Consider the following 15,634-nt stretch of genomic DNA (forward strand, 5'->3'; position numbering starts at 1 on the left):
GAGTTTTATGGAGACTTTATATCAAATTCTGGGTCTTATGGGCGCCGGGCTGATCATGTTCATTTTGTACCGCGCAATCAAAGGCCGTCCTGAGCAATTTAGCAAGGAAAATTTAAACAAAAGTTTTTATACTATGGGTGTATTGGCTCTTGTTTTGATTGGCTTTGTTGCGCTTTTAGTCTTAATTTTAAGGAATACATAAAAAAATGACCTGGGTGCAGCGAAGCGGAGCCGGGATTTTGATCATAGAATAAAACTCTCAATCCCGGGTTCCCCTTCGCTGCACCCAGGTTACAAATCAGCGTTTAGTGTGTAGGACTTGCACTCCTGTAATGCCCTTCATTTTCTTTCAAATAAAAGTGGATATGTGGGTTGTTAATTGGCCTTTGGCTTGTGTCGGCAATGAGCATACATTCTTCAACATAGGTGATTTGACTGCTGTCATCAACCAATAAGCGATACCACGGATTTCGAGTAGCAAATTCACGCTTATGTGCTTGTGGATTATAACGTCCAGAAGCCTGAAATAAAGGATCAACATCCACTACGATTGCTCTGTAGCGGCTGCTTTTGTGAATCACTAAATCCCCAATATTAAATTGCGCGATTTTATTCATATAAGCCTCTTTGTTGAGCATCTTGATTGATATATCGGTAGAAGTGAATTTAGCTTGAAGTTTCGAGAACATGTAAAAGAGAAAAATAAGGGCGGGTAATTAATAAATATTAGTTTAATTGGATTGTGAAAAACTCCGTGATAGAATTTTCATTAGGTTAAATTTCAATTTATCTTTATGAATTTTATTAAATTTTCTTTAATAGTCTGTATGGTTGGGGTGGGCTCTTGTCCTACAGCAGCACCTGTTCCAGTTGCAGGTTGGACTGGGTTTTATGCTGGAATTAATGGGGGTTATGCAAATACACATAACGAGGCGCATGCTCGTCTTTCTACGGTTCGTACTTTACCCTCTGCTGCCAGCACTTCGGCATTGGCAGCAGCTACCTCAGTAACTGCCGGCACCTCTTCTTTCTCATCAAATAAAGACAGTTTTATCGGAGGAGGACAAATTGGCTATTTATACTCTTTCAATCAATTTGTTTTGGGGGTGGAGGCTGATATTCAAGGTATAACGCCTGGAACGGAGGCAGTTGCTGCGCAACAAGTCGTGGCAATTCCTACTTTTAGGACTTCAAGAATAGCGTCTAATCTATCCCTGACTCAGAGTATTGATTATTTAGGGACAGTACGAGCGCGTATAGGGGTTCTGGCTACTCCTTCACTACTCTTTGCCGCAACAGGTGGTTATGCTTATGGAGGAATTCGTTCAGATACGGATCTAACTCAGAGCTATCTTGGAACTGCAAACAATTTGGTGAGGACATTTACAAGCAATGGAAGCTCTTCCTCTATACAGAATGGGTGGACAGTAGGGGGCACTTTAGAATGGAGATTTCAAGGACAGTGGAGCACAAAATTGGAATATTTGTATTATGATTTAGACTCTCTTAAGTATCGGTCTACTCCCCTGACAAGTCTAATTAATGGTGGTCCTGATGCAGGAAACCCATTATTTGTTAACGCAGTAAGTACGACCTCACGTTTCAATGGTCAAATTGCTCGTTTAGGTATTAATTATTTATTTGCTTAAATTGTGAGGCTGGGTGCCCCTGTATGTTCACCCAGCTAGAAGAACTACATAGTTAAGGTGAGTTCATTATTAAGTAACCGGTGTTTTCTTTGATTGGGCCCATTCAGGATTTGATTGAAAATCAGCAAGTTCAATCGAATTTATTCCTTTTACAGCATAAGATTTTTGAACGGTTGACCATACGTCGTCATAAGAACTCAAGTTTGGGATAACCAGGTAATGCACGCAGGGATCAACTACACTTACCTTTTCTCCTGCTTCTGCCAGCCCTTCGGCTGCTTGTTGCACACAAATATTTCCGCAAATCCCGGTAATGAATAGTTCGTTATAAGATTTATTTCGGAAAAATTGGAGGAAAGGCAGAGCATCCTTGTCATAAATATGATCCATCTCTTTTAAAAAACCTGGATCACTTAAATCAATTCCTTCCTTAAGTTTCATTCCTGCTTCAGGTGCAGAGAAATTAATTTTAGCAAAACGGTAAAGCGAAATTTCTTTTTCCAGAATGTTTAGCCGCTCCTCAATTGGCTGTGAAATCGCGGCACCTATTGTTCCGCATAGGCAATGTAATCCATATTGTCCATTTTCCGGATTAAGCTGTTGTAATTCATGGCGTTCAATTTTTAGGATTCTATGAGTATGTATTTGCCCATAACCTTGAGCCATTATTTGTGCATCAACATGGTCTTGGGTTCGTCCAAAAACATGTGCATCCTGAGTGGTAATGATTTCGATTTGCTGACACAGCTCAGGGTAATGTGCAACAAGCTCAATAAGTGCATCAAGTAAGGCCATATTGCGTATTAATGTATTTTCGCCAGCGGGAACATATAAAGCGAACTCTTGCAGTACGAAGTCATTTTGTATGTCAATTAAAACGAGGGCTAATTTATGAATTCTGCATAATTTTTTGAGGATAATCTTTTTTAATTGATCTATTAATATAGAACCCGATTCAGTATATTTTTTATTGATTTCATTAAAACGGTGAGTTGCACTTTGGCGTAGTTGTTCTTGAATTTGCAGATGTGCAGCCAGCCTTAATTCATTGGAAGTATTCATTGGTGTAATAAAAAACATTTTACAATGGATGATACAATATAACAGGCTTATTACCCATGAAAAATTGAATTGAAATAAAACATAATATGTAGCCTGAGTGCTGTATTCAGGCTACATAATTTGTTATCCACATTAAGCGCTTAAAAAATTACCTATATCTTTTAAGGCTTCATCAACAGGAAGTTCGGCTTCCTTTTGGTCTTCGATTTTATCGAACCAGAAAGATGCTCTTCCAGTTGTCACTTTCGAATAAATCAATTTACCTATGGTTGCAAGACTCAACAAAATATTGAATACAACTTCTGGCCAAGACGAATATTCACTCATAACATCATCTTGACTGTGCAATTTTGCTTTAAATTTCATTTCAAATTTTTGATAGGTCTCTTTTCCTGGAATCTTTTCCTGATTTTGATAGGTAAATAGATCCAAATCCTTTTTAAGATCCTCAGAAAGCTGATTCATGATTTCTTTTTCATGTTCGGATAAGTCTTTTGCATAAGTTTTTATGCCGTCAATTGTTCCATATAGACTTCGTATTTTCAGGGCATACTCCCGATGCCGGCCATCCTTGGTTTCGAACGCTAGAAGTACCTGTTCCGCTTTTTGAGAAAGATTTTCTACAACCTCAGGTTTTGCATCGGCTTCGATTAACGTAACTACAATTTTACTCAGAGTCGCTTGCATTTTGGCGCCAGGAAATTTATCCACTTCTGCAGTAATTTTTTTAAGCACTACCTCACTGTTTCCTGATTCCACATATGCTTTTAATAGGCCATTTTCTGCATTACCGATTTCTTTAATAAATTGGTCGCGAATATCTCTATCTTCAGAAATAAATAAATCCTTAGTATGATAATGTTTGTTACGATCATCGATGTATAATTCAAGCATTCCGGCAAGCTTCTCAGCAAGGATTGCACGTTGTTCTGCTTTTTCCCTTTCTTCACTTTCCCGTTGTTGTTTTGTTTCCTCTTCTTGCTTTTCTATAATTTTAATTTGTCGATCGAGCTCTTCTTCTTCGTCTGCAAGTTCTTTAATCGTAACGGTTTCTTTCTGGATTATCTGTTGAGTAAGTAGAACAACTGCTTCAGCAGAGCTGTTTCTTTCATCAAAGTTACGCACCAGTTTTAATTTAAGTTGTTCTAATTCTTCTAGAGCAGATGAAATTTCCCTTTGGGTCTGTTCATCTACACCAAGAATAAACTGGATGCTTTCCTCTTTGTGAGAGACAGCACTTAATAAGTTGCGTTTATCGGTTGAGTCTAAGGTCCAAGTATATTTGCTTTTCTCTTCTTCAAGGAGTTCCAATAATAAATCAAATCCGATGTTTTTAGGATTCTTAGTACTCGTAATACCTGAATGATTAACCAATTCAGCAAGTTTATTTCGGTCATAACCGACTGCCAGGTGTTCTCCAACATTTTGCAGCAATGCACTTAATTTTTTTGTTTTCTCAAAAAGCTCTTTATTATGCTCTTCTACTTTGCGCAAAGCAGTTTCTTGCTCTTGGAGGTAGCGCAAAACAGCTTGTTTATCTTCTTTATTTAAGTCGACTGATGGACTGGCATTTATTTGAGCCAGTTTTAAAGCTGCAGGGACTTCATTTTCGATGATGGCTTTATTCTTTTTATTAAGTAGTGCTATAGCACTTTCTTTTTCGCTTTTTTGTTGTTTTAAGTACAGCAACTGTTCTTTATGTGTCGTGATTTGTTGCTGTTTTTCCCGATATTGACGGATTAACTCTTCTTTACTTATCATTTTTGTACATCTCACATCTAAATGGTTAAAGCAGGGGGCATTATAAAACACATTAACTGATTATTAAATGATCATATTTTTTATTTAAAAATCAAAAAGTTAAATAAGATAAATCGCCAAAATAACCCCTATTTCATAAAGAAAACAAAGTGGAGTTGCGAGCATGACTTGTGAGAAAACGTCTGGTGGTGTAAGTAACATCCCTACAATAAAAGCTCCAACGATGACATAAGGCCTGATTTTTTTTAGCGTCATGACCTCAATGATTTTTAAACGCACCAGCACAAAGCAAATCAAGGGTATCTGAAAACAAAAGCCAAAAATCATAAGCATTCTGGTGATAAAATCCAAAGCATAAGCCATGTCAGGCATATAGCGCACCCCTTTAGGCAAGGCGTGTGCAAAAAAGTGAAACATAAACGGCAAAACCAAATAAAAGCAAAATAAAACTCCGGCGAGAAAAAGTACAAGGCTGAAGATTAGAGCAATACGCAGCGTAGTTTGTTCTCTTTGATAAAGGCCGGGGCTAATAAAGCGCCAAAATTGAAATAAAGCAAAAGGAGCGCTGAGTAACATAGCCGCATCAGCGGCGAGTTTTAAGGGAGTAAATACTGGGGATGTTACTTGAGTCGCAATTAAACCTTCTTGAGCTGAAAGCGTATGCAGCAGTGGGCTAACCAAAGCTCGATATAAATCGTTAGCCAAAAAAAAGAAAATAAGAAATAAGCTGCCAAACCATATTAAGGTTTGCAATCCACGGCGGCGTAATTCTAGAAGGTGATTTAACATGGTTCTTGACCTTCCCCTTACGTACTGCGCTTTATGCGCAGTACGTAGAGAAATTTTTAAGCTTCAGCAAGCACTTTGCTTTTAAATCCAACTTTTTCAGGCCGAATTTCCCTTAAGCGGTTGAATTGATCAACAAAGACTACAGTAGGAACTATAGTTGCACATTCTTCTTCCAATACTTGAGTAAAGGAAGCGATAATGATTAAATCTCCTGGGGTCACCAAATGCGCTGCTGCTCCATTCACGCAAATCTCCGTAGAGCCTGGTCTGCCCGTGATGGCATAAGTCTCAAATCGAGTGCCGGCAGTGATGTTCCAGACATTGACTGCTTCATAAGGCAATATGTTTGCTGCCTTAAGCAGTTCCGGAGAAATAGTAATGCTTCCTTCATAATCTAAATCCGCCTCAGTGACACAAGCGCGATGAATTTTGGATTTTAACATTTTTCTATAAGCCATAATGATCCCAGCCTTGTTCATAGTGGCCGAATTTTACACCAAATCAAGAAGTTTATGCTATATAAATTTGTTCACTTGAGCTACAGGTACATATCGCAACCAGTAATGGAAAACCAGAATCCGCCTTCGCCACTCCTAGGCTACTTTTTATTGATGATGCGCGTTATAATTAGCTTTTATTTTATGGGATGAATTAAGGTGAGGCACAGCCCACGCAAGCGTTTTGGCCAAAATTTTCTACAAAACCGACATATTATTGATGACATTGTCCGAGCAATTAATCCGCAAGCAGAAGATAACATGCTGGAAATTGGTCCGGGTTTGGGGGCTTTAACTGAGTTCTTGTTGCGGCGCCTAAATCATCTCTCAGCGGTTGAAATCGATACTGATTTACACCATTATCTATCAGAACGCCCTATTGCCCAGAATAAATTGCATTTAATTGCGGCGGATGCATTAACCCTTGATTACAGCCAATTTGGCCCCCAATTACGTGTGGTAGGGAATTTACCTTATAATATTTCCACACCTTTGCTCATTCATTTATTGCACTTTACGCCATACATAGAAGACATGCATTTTATGTTGCAAAAGGAAGTAGTAGAGCGTTTGGCAGCGCAACCAGGTAGTAAAGCCTACGGCCGGTTAACGGTGATGCTGCAATACCATTGTGCTGTGGAGCATTTGTTTAATGTTCCTCCAGAAGCGTTTGATCCACAGCCTAAAGTAGATTCAGCGATGGTTCGTCTTATTCCCCATCGCGATTCGCCCTTTGAAAAAGTTTCTATAGCGCAGTTAGAGCGTCTGGTAGCCAGTGCATTTGCCATGCGTCGTAAAACACTTAATAACAATTTAAAGGGAATAGTAACGGTTGAACAATTGAGCACATTCGGTATTGATGGAAGTAAACGACCAGAACAAATTTCTATTTCGGAATATGTTCAACTAGCGAAATTTATTTCCAATTAGTGTAAAATTAATCATCATGGACATAATTTATCAATTTTGGAGTTATTAATTATTATGGAGATGGCCTTGTTTCATCGTCAACGTCAACGTAAAGGTTCCTTGTCTACACATGGTAAATCTTTAAAAGATTTAACACGCATTGTTAATGCGAATCTCTTTTTGTCGGAAGACAAGAGACAAGTATTACTGAAAAAGATGAGAATGTTATCCGGCTTGGAAACTGCGCGATATGATAGCTTATGTGCCACGCTTATCAATAACCTGGTTAACTATTGCCAAAATTTACCTGAGACAGCAAACAGTTATTATTCCCAGCAAGGTGGATTGGTGGATCATGCACTAAACCGTACGGAAGCCGCACTGAGCCTTTTCCAGGAATTTATGGTACAGGACCAGCCTGATTCATTATCTGAAGAGCAAAAGCTTTGGCAATATGCACTTTTTTCAGCTGCAATTCTCCAAGGGATAGGTAAGTTGTTTGTAGATTACCGTGTTAGTTTTTATGACACCAACGGTCAATTTTTAAAAGAATGGAATCCTTTACTTGAAAATATAACCAGCACTGGAATTTATTACTTTTACGAGTTTGAAAAAGAACCGGAAATTGAATTTCGACGTCGCCTCAATATATTGATGGCAAAAACATTAATGCCGACCAGTGGGTTTGCCTGGATAGCCTCTAATCCAGAAGTTCTTTCAGTATGGCTTGCGTTATTGAATGAAGATGAGCGTTCTGCGGGTACTTTGGGAGCCATATTAATTCGAGCTGAAGCCATTGCAATTCAACGTTATTTACTTGAGTTTATGGTGAGAGGGACTCCTGCTCATGGCGGGGGGCGTTATCGTGCAGGGACTTTTTCTGGTGGCCAGCCAGAGACCTTATTAGAGAAGGAACAGGCTGTAGGCATGGAGTTTATCCAATGGATGATTAAAGCGTTAGATGGTGGCAAGATTATGATTAATAAAGCCCCCTTATTTATGGTTCCTGGGGGTATGCTGATGTGTGCTGAAATGTTTCAATTATTTGTACGCGAACATCCTGAGTATAAAAATTGGCAAGCTGCACAAAATGGATTTTTATCTTTAGGTTTACACAGTCTTGCTGCTGATGGCGGTGTGTTAAGTCGATTTGAGACAAGAAAACAAATAGAGAGCGGGATTGTATTTTCCAAGTACACGCTTGCTTTACCTGAGTCTGTAAAAGTAGTTCACCCAAGCACTGGAAAAGTAGAGTCGATGTCCGCCACGGAATTGATTCATAAAGCACAATTTAACAGTCAGTTTATCCAGCAGCAAAACATGAGCTTGGCAAGTTCGTTACAAAAATTGGATGCAGCAGGGAAATGGCAAGAGGTTGAAAACGAAGGGAATGCGCTAAGGCCAGGAGCAAAAAACGGTGCCTGATTATGCAATTGGTGATGTACAAGGTTGTTATGAGCCTTTGCAACGACTGTTGGAATTAATCGATTTTGATGACAAAAGAGATCGTTTGTGGTTTGTTGGCGATTTGGTGAATCGTGGGCCTGAATCTTTAGCTGTCTTACGTTTTATTAGTTCCTTACCCATTACGCCAAGAGTGACTTTAGGTAATCATGATTTACATTTACTAGGCTCATTATTTGGTGGTAGGCCGTGGAAGGGGCATGATGATACTTTGCACGAAGTAATCGACGCAGTTGATGGTGAGTCTTTAGGTCATTGGCTAAGAAAGCAATCCATTTTGTATTACTCACCAGAACTGAAGGTGGCGATGTGTCATGCAGGAATTTGTCCTTTATGGGATTTATCACAGGCAATGCAATATGCTAAAGAGCTTGAAGAGGTGCTTTCAGGTGACACTTATCGTGATTTTTTATCGCATTTATATGGTAATCAACCCGAAATATGGTCTGATAATTTAAGAGGGATGGACCGGCTTCGGGTTATTACCAATTACTATACGCGCATGCGTTTTTGTGATGCACAAGGACGGCTCGAGTTGGGTTATAAAGGAACTATTGCTCAAGCGCCAGCAAGTCTTTATCCTTGGTTTGAAGTACCGCATCGTAAAGAAATTGATGTGGATATGGTTTTTGGACATTGGGCTGCTTTAATGGGGGAATGTCCCCATCCCAAAATTCATGCAATAGATACAGGATGTCTTTGGGGTGGCCAACTCACTGCATTACGTTTGCAGGATATGCAACGATTTGCAGTCTGGAACAAAAAATGATGTTAGTTAAAAACTTTAACTCCATATTTTCATCTGGAAAACAGAAAGACATACAAATTTTATTTTTTTGTAACTACGTATCCCCACACTCCGTCCTGGGGAAGGGACGGAGGCAAGGAAGCGTACTTATATTTTTCTTAGTCTTTTACCTATTTGGTTTTAATGTTTGGGCACTCCCTGCTACTGAAGATTTACAGGTAAAACAAGCAGAAAAACGATTGCAAAAAGCGATAGAGAATCCTGAGTTTATGCTGCATAACTGGATAGAATTGCCAACTTCTCCTGCAGCACGTAATAAAACCGTACATCACTTGAGCCTAAGAGAAGCAATTTTGTTGGCCTTACGCTATAACCCAAACATCCAAAATGCCGAACTGGATCGAATCGTACAACGTTATCAATTGCGTTTGGCCCACAATCAGTTTGAACTGCAATACGCTTTGGGTGCGTCTGGGGTAATCCAAAAAAGCAGGTTTAATGGGGTAGGTACCGATACAACTCATACGCTATTAGGCAGTCCTGAGTTTAATTTGAAAACAAAACTAGGTACAACAGCAAATTTATCGATAAACAATAACGTCAATGATAATAATAATTACAATCCTGTATTGAATTTTTCCTTAACCCAGCCTTTATTACGTGGCTTTGGAAAAGCAGTAAACGAAACAGCGCTTTTAAATGCTGAAGACAATGAATGGTTAAACAAATTAAATTTACAGCAATCGGTCGCGGACCAAGTCACCCAAGTTCTTATGGCTTATCGAATGCTTATTTTAAGCGGAAATAATTTACAGAATCAGCGCTTGCAGTTAAAAGAGGCAAAAAAATCGTATGAAATTAATGAAAAAAAGATAAAGGCAGGTCAATTAGAGCCAACAGGCAACATCCAGCAATCCTACCAAATTGAATCGTTAAGTTTGATGGTGGAGCAGGCGGGAAATGAATTTCAAACCGCATCGCAGGATCTCTTGCAGATCATTGGCCTTGATCCAGAAATGCATATATCAGTCCCTAGTGATGTTGCTTTAGATAAGCTTGCAGTTCCAGATTTGCAGAAGTCCATTGAACAGGCTTTAAATCATAATACCGTTTATTTGGCACAAAAAATGACATTACGCGCAGATGAGCGAGCTTATAAAGTGGCCAAGAATCAACAGTTGTGGCAATTGGATGTGTCAGGGAATGTGCAAAGTGGTGTTTTAAACGATGTGACAGGCGTTAATGGAGGGGTGAGAGGCATTTACAATGGAAATAACATAACCGAGGCAGCGCGTTTGACATTAACCGTGCCTTTGAATGATATCAGTCGCCGCAGTCAATTAATTAATGCTAAAGTGCGCTTGGAAAAAGACCGTTTAAATTTACTGGCAACGAAACGTGCATTAATAACGAATATCACTAATACCATAAACAATATTAGAAGTTTGGCAAAACGTTATCAATTGGCCTTAAAACAAGTGAAACTTGCAGAGCAATCTTATGCTTTGGAAAAGAAAAAACAACAAGCAGGTATATCCAGTGCGTTGGATGTAAACAACACGCAGAACCAGCTGATTCAGGCCCAGTCCGGATTAATTAATGCAAAAATTGCGTATCTTAATCAGATATCAAACTTACAAAGGACTCTGGGAACAACGCTTGATCATTGGCAAATTAAATTAAGGTATGGTGGATGAATAGTTATTTAAACACATTAAAAGTCGTTATTTTATTATTAGTCGGGTTTCTTTTATCCTCATGCGGTCATCATGAAAAGAAAAAAACGGTTGCGTTACACCAATATAAAGTCGAGGAACAGACAATCCATAAAACCTTGCATTTTACAGGAACGGTTCAGCCTTTACATGAAAATACCATAACCAGTCCAATGGAAGCAGTGGTTGAAACAATGAATTTTCATTATGGACAAATGGTCAAAAAAGGTGAGGTGATTTTAACTCTAAACTCAACGGAGTTACAAAGGCAGTTTAATGACACATTAACGGAATACTTAAAAGCCAAAGACAGTTACACCATAGCAAAAGCCAAATTTGTGGGAACTCAGGATTTATGGGACTCGGGTTTATTATCCAAAAACAACTACATGAGTGAAAAATCTAATGTGGATACAGCTCGGGTTACTTTAATGCAGTCTACACGTAAACTGACTGAAATGTTAGAAAAGCTTGATGAAAATAGTCCAAAAAATTTGTCTGCATTAAGTTTGGCTGATTTTGATAAGATAAAAAAAATTTTGGCATCCAAGCATAATGTGATTCATTTAAAATCACCTAGAGAGGGAGTACTACTGTATCCTCCTAAAGCGGGTGAGGATAAAAGTGTACGTGTTAACGTGGGCTCTACAGTGAAGTCGAGCCAAGTCATTGGATTGATTGGTGATTTATCTGGAATCAGTATCGAAATTGATGTTCCAGAAATCGATATAACCCAAATTCAAGCAGGCATGAATGCAGTAGTGAGTGGAGTCGCTTTTGGTAAATATCCATTAAAAGGGCAATTGGTCGCAGTAAATGCACAAGCATCAAATAACAATGGGCTCCCCTTTTTTACAGCAGTAGTAGAAGTTAAGAAATTGACTCCAGAGCAGCAACAATGGATCAAAGTAGGCATGAGTGCCTCTATTGAATTAAGTGTGGATAATGGCAAGCAACTCATCATACCTATTGCTGCGATAAAGCGGGAAAAAGGACAAAGTATCGTTAATTTACTGAATAATTCAGACGCTATTGAAAAGCGAGTGATTACAACAGGTGCGGCACAAGCAGATTCAGTTGTTGTTGAGAGCGGTTTAAAGGCCGGCGATGTGGTGGTGTATGAGTGATCTCGTAATCAATTCAAATGCCTTGTCTGAGGATTTGGCAGAGGACTCAAGTATTCTTGAAAAACTTTTGAATCCTGCAATAAATCCACGGCATTTAGGTGATGTTAGGAAGACTCAGCAATCATTAATGGTGCTTACTGATATTGTAAAAACGTATCATCTCGAAGGTGTGAGCAGTACTATTTTAAAAGAAGTATCGCTTACAGTATATGAAGGCGATTTGCTTGCTATTGTAGGAGCTTCTGGTTCAGGTAAATCTACATTGATGAATATTATGGGGCTCCTGGATAAGGCAGATGCAGGAACCTATCTCTTGAAGAATCGGAATGTTGCTGCGTTAACAGATGATGAAGCAGCCGAGCTGCGCAATCAAAATATCGGTTTTGTTTTTCAGCAATTCAATTTATTACCAAGGTTTACTGCCATGCAAAATGTGGCATTGCCTTTAATATATCGAAGCGTCGGACCTGCCGAAACTAAGGAGAGGGTGCTTGCTGCCCTAGAGCGAGTAGGAATGCATCAATATGCACACCACCGACCTACACAATTATCCGGTGGACAGCAACAACGGGTTGCCATTGCCCGTGCTTTGGTTACAGAGCCACAAGTGATTCTGGCAGATGAACCTACCGGGGCGCTTGATTCACGTACTGGTAATGAAGTAATGAATTTATTTTTAAGTTTGCACGCCCAAGGACGCAGTATCATTATGATTACTCATGACGAGCAGGTCGCTGCATTGTGCCAGCGAAAAATTACTCTGGTGGATGGTATGGTTATGGCGGAGACTGAGTCATGAATCTTGCCGGACATTGTCAGCAAGCGTTAGTTAATTTAACCGCTGCCAAGTTGCGCTCTTTTTTGGCCGTTCTAGGAATTTTAGTAGGTACTGCCGCGGTTGTTGCTTTAATTAGTTGTGGTCAATTAGCTACAGAAAAGGCATTAGCTCAATTCAAGGCGTTAGGTACGGATTTATTGGCAATTTCTGTTTACCCAAAAACGACGGATAAAACTTCAGGGAGTATGGAGTCAATCTCTGCAGAACAATGGGAACAGTTGCCTGAACGCATACCTTATATTGTCGATATGGCACCTTATAGCACCGCATACCAACCTTTGAGCTTTCAGGGAAAATTAATGCAGGGAGCAGTTATAGGAGCCAATGAGCATTTGCCAAAAATTGTTCATATTAAATTAGCTGCCGGACATTTTGTTTCTTTTGTTGAGTCTTATGAGCATTATTGTGTGATTGGCGCAGGTTTAGCGCGGCAAATCAAAGAGATTAGCTTTGACGATCCAATAGGAAAACAATTACGTATAGGACAATCTTTATATACGATTATTGGTGTGGCGGAACCCTGGAAGGAAAATGGCTTTTTCAATGAAGACATCAATCAGGCGGCAATTATTCCATTGGCTGGGATTAGTATGATTAGCAAAGATGCCAAGATAAATAACGTGGTTCTGGAGTTGAAACCTGATAGTCCCATAGATGAAGTGATTGAAGAAATAAAACAAATTATTGGTTCAATGACCCCCAAATTGAGTGTTTTTTCTCGTAGTGCAAAACAAATTATTGCCAGTATGGAAAATCAAGGGCAAATTTTTACTCTATTACTTGCTGTAATCGGCGGTATTTCGCTTTTGGTTGGTGGAATTGGCGTGATGAATGTTATGTTGGTTTCCGTAAGCGAGCGAAAAAAAGAAATTGGTATTCGTAAAGCGGTGGGTGCCAAAAATAGCGAAATTCAAGCTTTATTTTTAGTCGAATCGGTTATGCTTTCTTTGTTAGGAGGCGTACTTGGGGTAATTTTAGGATTAATTTTTACGCGTATTCTGGCATATTTTAGTGATTGGAATTTTTCAATCTATCTTCTTCCTCCTATAGCAGGTTTTTTGGTTTCAGCCGCCACTGGAATTTTCTTTGGTTTTTACCCTGCACGACGTGCTGCAAAATTGGAGCCGGTAGTCTCTTTACGCAGCGAGTAAGTTGAGTCTTTTCTCTTACCGTATTTATTAATGTGCTAAAATTAACATTAAAACGTAATTTCAGATTCACGCTTTTTTTTGCTTCTTAATTTGAATTTTAATTTTAAAATTTAAATGACGGAGAATAAAATGACGAGGAAGTCGATTTTTCAATTACAGGATGAATGTTTTTTATTGCTTCTCGAGAGTTCCCTTAAAGCAATTCCTTTCAATGTTTTAGTTTCTACCGTGATAGCGGGATATTTATTGTACCGTCATGCATCCATAATGCCTGTGGCTATATGGTATCTTGCTATGATCATGTTATGCTTTACTCGTTGGATTAATAGTAAAAAAAGTATTGCCAGTAGCGATTACATTGTCAAAAAGGAAGCTACAAAAAACCGTTTTTTATTTCTGACATTTTTAACAGGTGCTTTGTGGGGATCCTGTTATATTCTTTTTTATCCTCATTTCTCTGAAATGCATCAAAATGTTATTACTCTGGCTTTAGGAGGCATGGCATCAGGGGCTCTGGCGTCACTTTCCGTATATCTACCCGCTTATTATGCTTATTTATTACCCATGTTTTTGCCTTTAATCGTTTATAATTTTTGGCTGGGTGAGCTGGATCGAATCATTTTAGCAATTATGTTTATCCTTTTTGTAACGATGCTAATAATTACAGCCAAATTTCCGTCGAAGTTATTACAAGAAACCCTTCAACTGAGCAAAGAAAAAGACAATGCTTTACAAAAGGTCCACAGAGTTTCAATTACTGATGGATTAACAGGCCTTTATAATCGCCGCTATTTTGATAAACGGCTTCATGACGAATTCCGGCACGCAAAAAGAAACAAACATCCTCTTAATTTAGTACTAATCGATGTAGATGATTTCAAGAATATTAATGATAATTATGGTCATCCTTCCGGCGACTTATTTTTGAAACAATTAGCGTCTGCCATCAAAAATTCTGCAAAAACCGATGATAATGCATTTCGTATTGGCGGCGATGAATTTGCAGCGATTTTGACGAATACTTCGCTTGATGATGCCATTTTAGTGTGTAATAAGTTGCAAAATAAATTTAAAAAACAAACAAAAAAGGGTGAAACTACAATTAGTATAGGAATAGTCAGCGTTTCTCCATTTTATGATAATGATGTGGATGAAGTGATTTCAGCAGCTGATAAAACATTATATGAAGCGAAAAAAGCTGGAAAAAACCAAGTACGCTCTCAACATATAAATTAAATTGATTCAGAGTATCTGAGAGAAATTTTTTTCATAATTTCTTCAATGGGCAAACCCATAACATTGTAATAGGAGCCTTTTATTTCTTTTATAAATGCATCGTATACATTTTGGATGCCATATCCTCCAGCCTTATCAAAAGGATCTCCTGTATCAATATAATTTTGTATTTGTTGCTCTGAAAGCGTGTGAAACGTAATGCTGCTGGCCACACAATCAACCCACCATTGTTGTTCTGGCAGAAAAATTAAAGCATAGCCTGTATAAACCTCATGAGAATTGCCACTTAGCATGCTTAACATCCTATATGCATCTTGGTGGTCGCGGGGCTTTTCTAAAATATGTTCCAGGTAGGCCACAGTAGTATCTGCTGCCAGAATGATGTCCGCTGTACCCATTTCAACCTGCGCCAAAATAGTTTGAGCTTTTTCTTTGGCAAGTCGAGTGACATATATTTTAGCTTCTTCGTCTTTTTGTTGTATTTCTTCAATGTTGGCAGGCATAACTACAGCAGACAAACCGTGCTCTTGCAAGATGTGCAAGCGTCTTGGAGAGGCGCTGGCTAGAATAATTTTTAACAGATGATTTGGTTTCATAAATAGGATTTGGGGTTTTAAAGCATATTATAAATTCTAAAATCACAGCATTTTGGCTTAATCTAGCGAATTGTCAACAGACACTAAGCAGA

Annotated in this window: 16 protein-coding genes; 10 read left to right on the plus strand and 6 right to left on the minus strand. The window is 38.8% G+C overall.

Annotated features, from left to right (window positions below; translation table 11 throughout):
* Positions 1 to 7 precede the first annotated feature (7 nt).
* A complete protein-coding gene (locus LXO92_RS02720; RefSeq protein WP_182351220.1) occupies positions 8 to 202 on the plus strand; it encodes a hypothetical protein in 195 nt (64 codons plus the stop codon).
* Positions 203 to 305: 103 nt separating this feature from the next.
* Here the strand turns inward: LXO92_RS02720 and hspQ are convergent, their stop codons facing one another.
* Positions 306 to 617: a heat shock protein HspQ gene (hspQ, locus tag LXO92_RS02725; protein WP_182351221.1), complete on the minus strand. Its 312-nt coding sequence runs from the start codon at positions 615 to 617 to the stop codon at positions 306 to 308.
* Positions 618 to 794: 177 nt separating this feature from the next.
* Here hspQ and LXO92_RS02730 point away from each other — a divergent pair, with 177 nt between their 5' ends.
* A complete protein-coding gene (locus LXO92_RS02730) occupies positions 795 to 1,649 on the plus strand; it encodes an outer membrane protein (RefSeq protein WP_182351222.1) in 855 nt (284 codons plus the stop codon).
* A gap of 69 nt (positions 1,650 to 1,718) precedes the next feature.
* On the opposite strand, the gene LXO92_RS02735 is transcribed toward LXO92_RS02730, so the two are convergent.
* The 4 genes from LXO92_RS02735 to panD form a co-directional block, all read right to left on the minus strand.
* Entirely contained in the window at positions 1,719 to 2,729 is a 1,011-nt protein-coding gene (locus tag LXO92_RS02735) for a cysteine hydrolase family protein (protein ID WP_232890353.1), read from the minus strand.
* 114 nt (positions 2,730 to 2,843) lie between these two features.
* Positions 2,844 to 4,472, minus strand: coding sequence for a hypothetical protein (locus LXO92_RS02740; RefSeq protein WP_182351223.1), 1,629 nt, complete (start codon positions 4,470 to 4,472; stop codon positions 2,844 to 2,846).
* A 99-nt stretch (positions 4,473 to 4,571) separates the two neighbouring features.
* On the minus strand, positions 4,572 to 5,261 hold the full coding sequence (gene tatC, locus LXO92_RS02745; RefSeq protein ID WP_232890354.1) for a twin-arginine translocase subunit TatC: 690 nt from the start codon (positions 5,259 to 5,261) through the stop codon (positions 4,572 to 4,574).
* A 56-nt stretch (positions 5,262 to 5,317) separates the two neighbouring features.
* On the minus strand, positions 5,318 to 5,719 hold the full coding sequence (gene panD / locus LXO92_RS02750; RefSeq protein WP_182351225.1) for an aspartate 1-decarboxylase: 402 nt from the start codon (positions 5,717 to 5,719) through the stop codon (positions 5,318 to 5,320).
* Positions 5,720 to 5,917: 198 nt separating this feature from the next.
* Here panD and rsmA point away from each other — a divergent pair, with 198 nt between their 5' ends.
* The 8 genes from rsmA (at position 5,918) to LXO92_RS02790 (ending at position 14,946) form a co-directional block, all read left to right on the plus strand.
* Complete coding sequence (gene rsmA, locus LXO92_RS02755; RefSeq protein WP_182351226.1) at positions 5,918 to 6,688, plus strand: 16S rRNA (adenine(1518)-N(6)/adenine(1519)-N(6))-dimethyltransferase RsmA; 771 nt, start codon at positions 5,918 to 5,920, stop codon at positions 6,686 to 6,688.
* Between the two features lie 54 nt (positions 6,689 to 6,742).
* The gene (locus tag LXO92_RS02760) at positions 6,743 to 8,092 is read left to right on the plus strand and encodes a conjugal transfer nickase/helicase domain-containing protein (protein ID WP_232890355.1); all 1,350 of its coding nucleotides are present in this window, start codon (positions 6,743 to 6,745) and stop codon (positions 8,090 to 8,092) included.
* A complete protein-coding gene (locus tag LXO92_RS02765) occupies positions 8,085 to 8,900 on the plus strand; it encodes a symmetrical bis(5'-nucleosyl)-tetraphosphatase (protein WP_182351228.1) in 816 nt (271 codons plus the stop codon). Before LXO92_RS02760 ends, LXO92_RS02765 begins: the two co-directional genes overlap by 8 nt.
* Positions 8,897 to 10,576 (plus strand): TolC family protein, encoded by a 1,680-nt coding sequence (locus LXO92_RS02770; RefSeq protein ID WP_182351229.1) that lies wholly within the window; start codon positions 8,897 to 8,899, stop codon positions 10,574 to 10,576. The genes LXO92_RS02765 and LXO92_RS02770 overlap by 4 nt, the downstream gene beginning before the upstream one ends.
* Complete coding sequence (locus LXO92_RS02775; RefSeq protein WP_182351230.1) at positions 10,573 to 11,721, plus strand: efflux RND transporter periplasmic adaptor subunit; 1,149 nt, start codon at positions 10,573 to 10,575, stop codon at positions 11,719 to 11,721. The genes LXO92_RS02770 and LXO92_RS02775 overlap by 4 nt, the downstream gene beginning before the upstream one ends.
* 127 nt (positions 11,722 to 11,848) lie before the next feature.
* Positions 11,849 to 12,520, plus strand: coding sequence for an ABC transporter ATP-binding protein (locus LXO92_RS02780; RefSeq protein ID WP_182352709.1), 672 nt, complete (start codon positions 11,849 to 11,851; stop codon positions 12,518 to 12,520).
* A complete protein-coding gene (locus LXO92_RS02785; protein WP_182351231.1) occupies positions 12,517 to 13,710 on the plus strand; it encodes an ABC transporter permease in 1,194 nt (397 codons plus the stop codon). Before LXO92_RS02780 ends, LXO92_RS02785 begins: the two co-directional genes overlap by 4 nt.
* Before the next feature lie 129 nt (positions 13,711 to 13,839).
* Complete coding sequence (locus tag LXO92_RS02790) at positions 13,840 to 14,946, plus strand: GGDEF domain-containing protein (protein WP_182351232.1); 1,107 nt, start codon at positions 13,840 to 13,842, stop codon at positions 14,944 to 14,946.
* Here the strand turns inward: LXO92_RS02790 and LXO92_RS02795 are convergent.
* Positions 14,943 to 15,542 carry a Maf family protein gene (locus LXO92_RS02795; protein WP_182351233.1) on the minus strand — a complete coding sequence of 200 codons (600 nt, stop codon included), beginning with the start codon at positions 15,540 to 15,542 and terminating at the stop codon, positions 14,943 to 14,945. The genes LXO92_RS02790 and LXO92_RS02795 overlap by 4 nt on opposite strands.
* Positions 15,543 to 15,634 lie beyond the last annotated feature (92 nt).

It is taken from the genome of Legionella resiliens, assembly GCF_021344005.1.
Taxonomy (GTDB): Bacteria; Pseudomonadota; Gammaproteobacteria; order Legionellales; family Legionellaceae; genus Legionella; species Legionella resiliens.

What these genes read in the sequence shown, in the direction of transcription:
- LXO92_RS02720 (WP_182351220.1), top strand. Translation starts at nt 8, where the DNA reads ATGGAGACTTTATATCAAATTCTGGGTCTTATGGGCGCCGGGCTGATC.
- hspQ (WP_182351221.1), bottom strand. Translation starts at nt 617, where the DNA reads ATGAATAAAATCGCGCAATTTAATATTGGGGATTTAGTGATTCACAAA.
- LXO92_RS02730 (WP_182351222.1), top strand. Translation starts at nt 795, where the DNA reads ATGAATTTTATTAAATTTTCTTTAATAGTCTGTATGGTTGGGGTGGGC.
- LXO92_RS02735 (WP_232890353.1), bottom strand. Translation starts at nt 2,729, where the DNA reads ATGTTTTTTATTACACCAATGAATACTTCCAATGAATTAAGGCTGGCT.
- LXO92_RS02740 (WP_182351223.1), bottom strand. Translation starts at nt 4,472, where the DNA reads ATGATAAGTAAAGAAGAGTTAATCCGTCAATATCGGGAAAAACAGCAA.
- tatC (WP_232890354.1), bottom strand. Translation starts at nt 5,261, where the DNA reads ATGTTAAATCACCTTCTAGAATTACGCCGCCGTGGATTGCAAACCTTA.
- panD (WP_182351225.1), bottom strand. Translation starts at nt 5,719, where the DNA reads ATGGCTTATAGAAAAATGTTAAAATCCAAAATTCATCGCGCTTGTGTC.
- LXO92_RS02760 (WP_232890355.1), top strand. Translation starts at nt 6,743, where the DNA reads ATGGAGATGGCCTTGTTTCATCGTCAACGTCAACGTAAAGGTTCCTTG.
- LXO92_RS02770 (WP_182351229.1), top strand. Translation starts at nt 8,897, where the DNA reads ATGATGTTAGTTAAAAACTTTAACTCCATATTTTCATCTGGAAAACAG.
- LXO92_RS02775 (WP_182351230.1), top strand. Translation starts at nt 10,573, where the DNA reads ATGAATAGTTATTTAAACACATTAAAAGTCGTTATTTTATTATTAGTC.
- LXO92_RS02780 (WP_182352709.1), top strand. Translation starts at nt 11,849, where the DNA reads ATGGTGCTTACTGATATTGTAAAAACGTATCATCTCGAAGGTGTGAGC.
- LXO92_RS02785 (WP_182351231.1), top strand. Translation starts at nt 12,517, where the DNA reads ATGAATCTTGCCGGACATTGTCAGCAAGCGTTAGTTAATTTAACCGCT.
- LXO92_RS02790 (WP_182351232.1), top strand. Translation starts at nt 13,840, where the DNA reads ATGACGAGGAAGTCGATTTTTCAATTACAGGATGAATGTTTTTTATTG.
- LXO92_RS02795 (WP_182351233.1), bottom strand. Translation starts at nt 15,542, where the DNA reads ATGAAACCAAATCATCTGTTAAAAATTATTCTAGCCAGCGCCTCTCCA.